This is a genomic window from Sphaerospermopsis aphanizomenoides BCCUSP55 (genome assembly GCF_001586785.1).
GTDB classification, from domain to species: Bacteria; Cyanobacteriota; Cyanobacteriia; order Cyanobacteriales; family Nostocaceae; genus Sphaerospermopsis_A; species Sphaerospermopsis_A aphanizomenoides_A.
Genome location: NZ_LUFH02000078.1, coordinates 21,406 through 31,188 on the forward strand (window position 1 = coordinate 21,406; position 9,783 = coordinate 31,188).

Below are 9,783 nucleotides of genomic sequence, written 5' to 3' on the forward strand. Positions count from 1 at the left end.
CTACGGATAGAGGTGGGTTTATAAATACACCCGTTCAGGGTAATATTATTCACTGATAGCAGCTTGCTGACTGAATGTTGACGAAATTTCTCTGCACTGAATCGTATTATATACAAAGGCAAAAAAAATCTGAGCAACTCTAGCCGTGGATGCTGCCCAGATTGGTAAAATTCTTATTCTGTCTGTGTCTGGATTAACTACACATACACACATCACCATTCCGGTAATCAAGTCAAATTTTGCAGATAAAATTTCTGAATCCTTGATCAGCTTGACTGAGTGAGATTTAATAAGATAAGATTTTAGATTGTCTGTCTAATTCCTGCTCGGATCAGGTAGACATACTGTAAAAGCTGGCAAAAGACATAAACATAGTCTCTACAGGAGATTAACGCCAGCTACCTGTACGGCAACTTCAAGGACAATTTCATGACCTACGCAATTATTGAAACTGGCGGTAAACAAATAAAAGTCGAAGCAGGTCGATTTTACGACATTGAACTGCTGAGTGCCGAACCAGATGAAAAAGTGACAATAGACGCAGTATTACTTGTGCAGCACGAAGGTGGAGTCTCCATTGGACAGCCACGAGTAGCAGGTGCAACTGTAGAAGGGACTGTGATGCGACATTTCAGAGGTCGCAAAGTCCTGGTTTATAAAATGAAGCCGAAGAAGAAAACCCGCAAAAAACGGGGACATCGCCAGGAAATCACCAGACTTTTGATTAACTCCATTAACCTCAATGGCGAGGTTTTGGCATATCAAGAAGCTCCAGTTAGTGCAGATAGTCCTAATCTTGTGGATAGCACTCCTGAAGAAGCGGCTGCTGAATAATAAACAGAAGTAGATAAATTAAGAGGAAATCATGGCTCATAAGAAAGGAACAGGTAGTACACGAAACGGTCGTGACTCTAATGCTCAACGTCTGGGCGTAAAGCGTTTCGGTGGTCAAACTGTACGTGCAGGAAACATTTTAATCCGTCAGCGTGGGACTAAATTTCACCCTGGTAACAATGTCGGTATTGGTAGTGATGACACCCTTTTTGCTTTAGTTGATGGTGTTGTTACCTTTGAAAGAAAGGGCAAAACTCGCAAACAAGTGAGTGTTTATCCAGCTGTTGCGGCTGAAGCTGTAGCAAGTTAAGTATCTAGTCAGTTATTATTAGTTATTAGTCATTAGTCATCAATCAGTCCTTGATATAGCAACAGTCAAGGTGGTTAGGACATCAACAGATGATCAAGCCTAGTCCGTAAAAGCCTTTTAACTGGAGTCACCTGCTATAACTGACAACTGACAACTGACTAATAACCAACCTATTTAAATCAATTTGTGAAATAAAGCGCCGATGGCTAAACCCGCTAGTGCAAAGATAGATGTTAAGCAAAAAGATAGACCTGCTTTGAATTCAGCTGTCTGAAGGTCTATTTTGACTAAGATAGTAGCTGAGAGCATGAGTAAAGTATCAAGAAATACTCGAAACCAGGCAATCATCAAAAAGAAGAGGAAAGCTGCTAATACAGTAATCCCAAAAGACCTGATATTTGATTGAAACAACTTACTATAATATTCTGCGAGTTTTGACCAAGGAGTGGTTAAACTGGCTAGTAACAGTAAGATAGCAACTACAACTATTAACCACACAACCCAATGGGCTTTGGTTTCAGATATTACCCAGCCTAAAGTGCTGTAACTCAGCAATACTAGTGCTAGGGAAAACCAAGGTATTTTTGTCAAGGTTGGCATAAGCTGAGTGCTGAGTACCGAGTGCTGAGTTAGGATTTAAGAGTTTAAGCAGCAGAAAGAATCAAAAGTTTCTTCCATTCATAGCGGGGGATGCACTACCTGTGGGCTACTCCTAACTGGCAGTTTAAGTTATTATTTCATAATTTCACTATTATGAAGGCAAATTCTGTGTAGGTAGTGGGAGAAAAAAATTAAAAAATCAACGACTCTGTTTTTGGTCTTTAGCCTCCTGCCTTTTGCCTCCTGATTAGCAGCTTGGGTCATGACCACGAATTCTAGACAGAACCCCACTCCAACCGATTTTTTGGCAAATTGCCCAGAGAAGATAGCTGAATGCTGAAAAAATTAGTTAAATTATAATCTTAAACATTTGTAAACTATTAGCAGTCGAGTAGCCGCGTGTCAAATTTTAGGAAGGTTAAGGTCTAATCATGAGACAAATTGTTATCCTGGAGCGCGTATGCCTGATTGGCCATATCGTGTCTATGGTATTTGGACTAGTGGGCATATTACTAGTTGTTCCTAATGCCGAAGTAATTTTGAATTTATCTGAGGTTGGGCAGACTGTCATGCAGTGGAGCATGGCAGGTGGCGGCGTGGCTTATATGATTTTGGGTGCGGTGGGTGTGTTCTTGTATGCTTACCGTACTTTGGGATTAGGCCGCGCTTTGTGTTTTCTTCTGCCTTCCGTGTCAATCTCTTTGACGAGTGAGTTACTGGGGACTAGTACAGGTTTTCCTTTTGGTCACTACAGCTATTTGAGTGGCTTGGGTTATAAGATTGCGGGTTTAGTACCGTTTACAATTCCCTTGTCCTGGTTTTATGTGGGATGTGTATCTTACTTATTAGCCCGTGTAGGTTTAGAAGTTGATAAGAAACCTAGTTTGTTACGTCATGTAGGTGCGATCGCCCTGGGTGCTTTATTGCTGACTTCTTGGGATTTTGTACTTGATCCTGCCATGAGTCAAACTTCTCTTCCCTTCTGGTATTGGCAACAACCAGGTGCTTTCTTCGGGATGCCTTACCAAAACTTCGCTGGTTGGATGGGTACTGGTTCAGTGTTTATGACAGTAGCGGCGCTGTTGTGGAGAAATAATCCGATTAAACTAGAGCGATCGCAACTCAATGTCCCCTTGGCAGTTTATTTGGGTAATTTTGGTTTTGCAACTGTGATGAGCTTGGCTGCTGGGTTTTCCATCCCCGTATTGCTAGGTGTTTTACTTGGTGTTGCACCTGCTGTTGCACTGTGGTTAAGAGGCCCTGGAGCATCCACTCCTCTGGCTGTTGAACCAGCAACCAAAGAAGTTTCTGTTACCAGCGTTAAAGTTGCTTTCAAGTAACCCCGCTAGTGCTGAGTAAATAAGTAGCATTCTACTCAGCACTAACTTGGTAATTGGTAATTGGTGATTGATAATTATTTTGAATTGTGAATTGTGAATTGGTAACACTATTTTGATTATAGAAAGCACTATTTCCCTCCTATTACTACTGATCCAAGTACCAGCAACGGCGATTTTACTTTCACGGTTGCTCAAAGGCCCAAGACGGTATCCACCTCTGAAACCACAGCAACCAACACCTGAGATGTTAGGAAGTGTGAGCGTTGTTGTTCCTACCTTAAATGAGGCGTTACGCATTAGTCCGCTGTTAGCTGGGTTAAGTCGGCAAAGCTATGAAGTTAGAGAAGTTATTGTCGTCGATAGCAGATCCCAAGATGGGACTCCCGACTTGGTAAAATCTGCACAGCAACAAGACCCTCGGTTTCGGGTGATGACAGATGATCCTTTACCTTCTGGTTGGGTGGGTCGTCCTTGGGCTTTACACAATGGTTTTTTGTTTACTTCCGAGGGAAGTGAGTGGTTTTTGGGCATGGATGCGGATATCCAACCCCATCCCGGTTTGGTAGCAAGTTTGGTAAAAACAGCCAAAGCAGAAGGTTATGATTTGGTTTCTCTGTCTCCTCAGTTCATTCTCAAGTATCCTGGAGAGTGTTGGTTACAACCAGCTTTGTTAATGACGCTGTTATATAGATTTGACCCTGCTGGTATTCATACGGAACAACCAGAAAGAGTGATGGCAAATGGACAGTGTTTTTTGTGTCGTCGCTCAGTTTTAGCTGCGGTTAATGGTTATAGTAGTGCCAAAGGTTCTTTTTGTGATGATGTAACATTAGCGCGAAATATTGCGGCAGCTGGCTTTAAGGTAGGGTTTTTGGATGGAGCAAAAGTGCTGAAGGTGAGGATGTATGAAGGCGCAATGGAAACTTGGAAGGAATGGGGTCGCAGTCTAGATTTAAAAGATGCTTCTGACCGCGCTCAAGTTTGGGGTGATTTGTGGCTGTTATCGTCAGTACAAGGTTTACCCATATTGATTTTACTTGGTTTTCTTCCCCTGCTTCCCCTGCTTCCCCTGCTCCCCCTGCTTCTATTATTGGGACTGAATATATTTTTATTGGTGATTCGTTTTGCTTTATTGTTAGCGATCGCTCCTTCTTATGATCGTAAAAATGCTCAGGGTGGTTGGTTGTTCTGGCTTTCTCCTTTAGCTGATCCTTTGGCAGTGCTGCGAATCTTTTTATCTGCTTTTCGCACTCCACGAGAGTGGCGAGGAAGGAAGTATAGTGATTAGGGAATAGGGAACAGGGAATAGGGAATAGGGAGAAATGTTTTAATTTTTAATCTTGAATTTAAATTTTGTATTTAAATTTTTAATTTGCACTTCTCTAGACTAGTTAGTGCGTGATTTCCATGATAAATGAGACAATTTCTGGCAGTTATGAATTACTTCTGGTAGCCTTATCATTTTTCATCGCTGTCATTGCCTCTTATACGGTGCTGGATTTGGCGGGACGAGTTACTCTCAGATTACGGCCGCGATCGCTGTGGATCTTTATCGGTTCTATCGCCATGGGAACTGGTATTTGGTCGATGCACTTTATCGCCATGTTAGCCTTCAAACTTCCTTTGCGAGCAACACATAACATAGTTATCACCCTAGTTTCCTGGGTAGATGCCATTGCTGCTTCTGCACTGGCACTGTTGTTATTAAGTTACCCAGAAATGAGTCCACTGATGTTGATTGGTGGTGGTGCAGTCATAGGTTTGGCGATCGCCTCTATGCACTATTTAGGTATATCAGCAATGGAAGTTGTAGGAGCTATCATTTACTACAACCTATGGAAAATATTTTTTTCATTGCTATTAGCAATTATAGTGGCCATCATTTCTTTGCGGTTAGCTTTTTGCTTCAAAAATAAGAGTAAATCTGGGTTTAACTTGCTCAAACTGTTTAGTGCTTTGGTGATGGCCATTTTGATTAGTAGTATTCACTATACAGGAATGTGGGCAAGTTATTTTGTGGAAACGCCAGAATTTGTAGTTACTACTAACGAGCAATCGCCCAATTCTTGGTTAGGCATTCAAATTACTATTGCAACTTTATTTATTCTAGTTGGTACTTTAGTTACTTCACTATTAGATAGACGATATGCAGATCAATTAGTTCGACAAGAAGCATTACAAGAGAGCGAAAAAATGTTTCGTTCGCTAATTCGAGAAATGCCTGTAGGTGTATTGCTGTTGGATGCTGAAGGCAAAATCATTTTGAGCAACCATCTAGCTAGAGAAATGTTGTTGATGACTGAAGCAGATTTACAAAATAAAAGTGTTTTTGCACTCAATTGGCAAATGCTAGATGAAGATGGTAAACCATTAACTGTCAAAAGCTTACCTATCAGAGAAGCCATTACCAAACTACAACCTGTGCGTAATTGTGTCATTGGTATCTATAATAATTCGGGCAATGACAGACTGTGGTTATTATTGAATATTGATCCACAATTATCTGAAGATAAAAAGTTAGAGCGTTTAGTTTGTACTTTTAGTAATATTACTCCAGAAAAACAAATACAAGCTGCATTACAAGAAAGTGCTGAACGGGAAAAAGCATTGACTACAGCAATTCGGAGAATGCGGCAAACATTAGATATTCAAACCATCTTCGCTGCTACCACTTCAGAATTGCGCCAAGTTATCCATTGCGATCGCGTTGTTGTTTATAGTTTTCATTCTGACTGGAGTGGCGAATTTGTCGCTGAGTCTGTAGGTAGCGGGTGGATATCTCTTTGGGAAGAACAAAGTATTAATCCCAAATTGCAGGAAAATGCTCTCTCCAATGATCGCTGTATTGTCAAAAATTTTGATAGTAGAGCCGAAGATGAAAATATGATGATTAAGCCTAAAGTATTGCAAGATACTTATCTTCAAGAAAATAAAGGTGGTGTTTACAGCCAAGGAGCAAGTTACCGCATTGTAGAAGATATTTATCAAGCCGGATTTAACGATTGTTATATTCAACTTTTGCAGCAACTCCAAGCCAGAGCTTATATTATTGTCCCGATTTTTTCTAGTAATAAACTTTGGGGATTGTTAGCAATTTATCAAAATTCTGCTCCCCGACAATGGAAGGAAACTGAAATTAATATAGTTGTGCAGATTGGTAATCAACTGGGAGTAGCTTTACAACAAGCTGAATTACTGGAACGGACTCAAAAACAATCAATCGCACTACAACAGGCACTATTAGCCGCAGATTCGGCCAACAGAGCTAAATCAGAATTTTTGGCTAATATGAGTCATGAATTGAGAACTCCACTCAATGCTATTCTTGGTTTTGCGCAGATCATGAATCGTGATCATTCTCTATCGAAAGAACATCAGGAAGCAATACAAATTATCAATCGTGCTGGTGAACATTTGCTAACACTAATTAATGACATTCTGGAAATGTCAAAAATTGAAGCGGGCAGAACTACACTTAACAATCACAGTTTTGATTTCATAGTTTTCCTAGATTGTTTATATAAGATGTTGCTATTAAGAGCCGAATCTAAAGGATTGCGACTCATATTTAATTATGATAAATTTATACCTATATATGTACATACAGATGAAGGTAAATTGCGGCAAATTTTATTAAACTTACTAGGAAATGCGATTAAATTCACAAATCATGGTAGTGTAATTTTGAGCGTTAAAGCTGTTAAAGTTGAGGAAGAATCAACGATACATAGCCAGTTAGTAAATCACAAATATCGACTATTTTTTACAGTAGAAGATACTGGTTATGGTATTGCTGAAGAGGAAGTTGATATGATATTTGAACCCTTCAAACAAACAGCAACAGGTAGTCAATATCAACAAGGAACAGGATTAGGTTTAGCTATTAGCCGTAAATATGTGCAATTGATGGGAGGCGAAATTAACGTTAGTAGTCGTCTAGGTTTAGGTAGTTTATTTACTTTTAATATTCTCATTCAAGAAGCTAGTGATAACGAGATTACCAGCCAACAAATAAATGGTAGAGTTATGGGTTTAGCACCCAATCAACCAGCATATCGCATTTTAATTGTTGACGACGTAAAAGATAGCCGTCTCTTATTAGTTAAATTATTAACAGCAATTGGTTTTAATATTCGTGAATCTAATAATGGAGAAGAGGCATTTACTTGTTGGCAAAACTGGCAACCTCACCTGATTTTTATGGATATGCGGATGCCTGTAATGGATGGGTTTGTAGCTACACAAAAAATTAAAGCTACACCCCAAGGTCAAGCTACTAAAATTATAGCTCTAACTGCCAGTGCTTTTGAAGAAAATCGCCAAGCTATTTTAGCTTCTGGTTGTGATGATTTCGTAGCTAAACCCTTTCAAGAAGAAATTTTATTAGCAAAAATTAACCAACATCTAGGTGTACAATATATCTATGAAAATGATAATGAGATAAAACCTCAAACTCAAATTTTACAACAAGTTTCAGATGCGGAATTAGTACAACTATTATCAACAATGTCCCATGATTGGCAGAGTAGGTTAAAATCTGCTGCTGCTCAATGTAGTGATGAGAGTATTTTAGAATTACTTGGAGAAATACCTCTGGAAAAGCAATCTTTAGCTAATACATTGAGGGAGCTAACTGTAAATTATCAGTTCAAAAAAATCTTGCAATTTACACAGGGTGATAATGAATACAAAATCCAAGTTTAACTCTGAGCAAAAAGATATTCTCATAGTTGATGATACACCGGATAATTTGCGGTTTTTAGCGACAATTCTCAGCGAGCAGGGCTATTATGTCCGTAAGGCATTAGATGGGCAAATGGCTATTACTGCTTGTCTAAATCTGTTACCAGATTTGGTTTTGCTGGATATAATGATGCCAGAAATGGATGGATATACAGTTTGTAAATTACTTAAGTCTAATGAAAAAACTAGTAAAATTCCAGTTATATTTTTAAGTTCTATAGATGATGTTTTAGATAAAGTTAAAGCTTTTCAAGTGGGAGGTGTTGATTATATTACTAAGCCATTTCAAGCAGAGGAGGTTTTTATTCGGATCAAAAATCAATTGTTGCTAAAAGCAGCAGAAGAAAAAATTTTAGATTTAAATAGAGAATTAGAAGCAAAAGTACAAGAGCGAACTTTACAGTTAGAATTAGCTAATCAAGAACTTAAGCGAGAGTTATGTGAGCGTCAACAGTTACAAAATGAACTACTTTATAAAGCTTTACATGATCCACTTACTGATTTATCTAATCGTACCTTTTTAATGGAACGGTTAGAAGAGGCAATTAAGCTAGTTAAAACTCAATCTGATTATCAGTTTGCTATTTTATTCTTAGATTGCGATCGCTTCAAAGTTATTAATGATTCTCTTGGACATTTAGTAGGAGATGATTTATTAATTGCCATTGGTAATAGACTGCAAACTTTGATGAGAGATACTGACATACTAGCTAGATTAGGTGGAGATGAATTTGCTATTTTTTTAGATGATATTATAGATATTAACTACGTCAAATTAGTTGCTGATCAGATTTTACAAACTTTTTCTGTTCCTTTTAAACTATCCAGAACTGAAGTTTTTATTACCGCTAGTATTGGCATTGTTTTCAGTAAGAGTAGCTATAATACACCTCAAGAATTACTGCGAGATGCTGATACAGCAATGTATCATGCCAAATCACAAGGTAAATCTAGATATTGCATTTTTACTGTTGATATGTATCAGCAGGCAATTAAACTTTTACAGTTAGAGAATGATTTAAAAAGGGCGATTGAACGACAAGAATTTATAGTTTATTATCAACCCATAATCTCTTTATCAACAGGTAAAATTAGCGGCTTTGAAGCACTTGTACGCTGGCAGCATCCTACTTTGGGGATGGTTTCTCCGGGGGAATTTATTCCAGTGGCAGAAGAAACTGGTTTGATAGCTGCTATAGATACTTGGGTATTACAGACAGCGTGCCGTCAACTACGCAACTGGCAAGAGCAAAAAGTTATTGATGACAATATTTTTATCAGCGTTAATCTTTCAGTGAGATTATTTTCTCAACCCAATTTACTAGCAATAATTGACCAAGCTTGGCGTGAAATTAAATTAAAGCCACAAAATTTAAAACTAGAAATTACTGAAAGTGCAATTATGGAAAATAGCCAAGCAGCAGCAGTAATTTTACAACAACTACGAGAATGCAAGATTGAATTATCTATTGATGATTTTGGAACTGGATATTCTTCTTTAAGCTATTTGCATAGATTCCCAGCTAACACCCTCAAAATCGATCAATGTTTCATCAATGATTTAGATCAAAATCCCAAAAACATAGGTTTAATTTCCACTATCATTAAACTGGCTCATACAAGTGAAATGAAAGCAGTTGCAGAAGGAATAGAAACTCCAGAAAAATTAGCTCAACTGCGAAGTTTAGGCTGCGATTTCGGACAAGGTTATCTGTTTTCTAAACCCTTACCAGCAACATCTGTTTTAGATTTACTTGCATCTGAGCCACAGTGGTAATAATTGCAGGAGGCAGGTGACAGGTGACAGGTGACAGGTGACAGGTGACAGGTGACAGTAAGAAGAGAATAGGAGTATGGCTTACGCCACGCTTCGCTATCAGGAGTATGGCTTACGCCACGCTGCGCTATCAGGAGTAAGAGGAAAGAACGAAGATTTTCCCATGCCTCCCCTGCCTC

General features: G+C 38.7%; 7 protein-coding genes. 6 read left to right on the forward strand and 1 reads right to left on the reverse strand.

From position 1 onward, the window contains the following. Positions 1-429: 429 nt before the first annotated feature. Both rplU and rpmA read left to right on the forward strand, forming a co-directional pair. Positions 430-834, forward strand: coding sequence for a 50S ribosomal protein L21 (gene rplU / locus A0J48_RS18805; protein ID WP_200325731.1), 405 nt, complete (start codon positions 430-432; stop codon positions 832-834). Between the two features lie 31 nt (positions 835-865). After that, on the forward strand, positions 866-1,144 hold the full coding sequence (gene rpmA, locus A0J48_RS18810; protein WP_200325733.1) for a 50S ribosomal protein L27: 279 nt from the start codon (positions 866-868) through the stop codon (positions 1,142-1,144). A gap of 174 nt (positions 1,145-1,318) precedes the next feature. On the opposite strand, the gene A0J48_RS18815 is transcribed toward rpmA, so the two are convergent. Further along, the gene (locus tag A0J48_RS18815; protein ID WP_200325735.1) at positions 1,319-1,744 is read right to left on the reverse strand and encodes a hypothetical protein; all 426 of its coding nucleotides are present in this window, start codon (positions 1,742-1,744) and stop codon (positions 1,319-1,321) included. 431 nt (positions 1,745-2,175) lie between these two features. On the opposite strand from A0J48_RS18815, the gene cruF reads away from it, so the two are divergent. From cruF to A0J48_RS18835, 4 genes are all read left to right on the forward strand, one after another. Next, entirely contained in the window at positions 2,176-3,084 is a 909-nt protein-coding gene (cruF, locus tag A0J48_RS18820) for a gamma-carotene 1'-hydroxylase CruF (protein ID WP_200325737.1), read from the forward strand. 112 nt (positions 3,085-3,196) lie between these two features. Next, the gene (cruG, locus tag A0J48_RS18825; protein WP_200325739.1) at positions 3,197-4,372 is read left to right on the forward strand and encodes a 2'-O-glycosyltransferase CruG; all 1,176 of its coding nucleotides are present in this window, start codon (positions 3,197-3,199) and stop codon (positions 4,370-4,372) included. 119 nt (positions 4,373-4,491) lie between these two features. After that, a complete protein-coding gene (locus A0J48_RS18830; RefSeq protein WP_200325741.1) occupies positions 4,492-7,788 on the forward strand; it encodes an MHYT domain-containing protein in 3,297 nt (1,098 codons plus the stop codon). Then, positions 7,766-9,604, forward strand: a complete 1,839-nt coding sequence (locus A0J48_RS18835) for a two-component system response regulator (protein ID WP_200325743.1) — start codon at positions 7,766-7,768, stop codon at positions 9,602-9,604. The genes A0J48_RS18830 and A0J48_RS18835 overlap by 23 nt, the downstream gene beginning before the upstream one ends. Positions 9,605-9,783 lie beyond the last annotated feature (179 nt).

Excerpts from the sequence above, each read along its gene's own strand:
- rpmA (WP_200325733.1), top strand. The coding sequence starts at position 866 with ATGGCTCATAAGAAAGGAACAGGTAGTACACGAAACGGTCGTGACTCT.
- rplU (WP_200325731.1), top strand. The coding sequence starts at position 430 with ATGACCTACGCAATTATTGAAACTGGCGGTAAACAAATAAAAGTCGAA.
- A0J48_RS18815 (WP_200325735.1), bottom strand. The coding sequence starts at position 1,744 with ATGCCAACCTTGACAAAAATACCTTGGTTTTCCCTAGCACTAGTATTG.
- A0J48_RS18835 (WP_200325743.1), top strand. The coding sequence starts at position 7,766 with ATGAATACAAAATCCAAGTTTAACTCTGAGCAAAAAGATATTCTCATA.
- cruF (WP_200325737.1), top strand. The coding sequence starts at position 2,176 with ATGAGACAAATTGTTATCCTGGAGCGCGTATGCCTGATTGGCCATATC.
- A0J48_RS18830 (WP_200325741.1), top strand. The coding sequence starts at position 4,492 with ATGATAAATGAGACAATTTCTGGCAGTTATGAATTACTTCTGGTAGCC.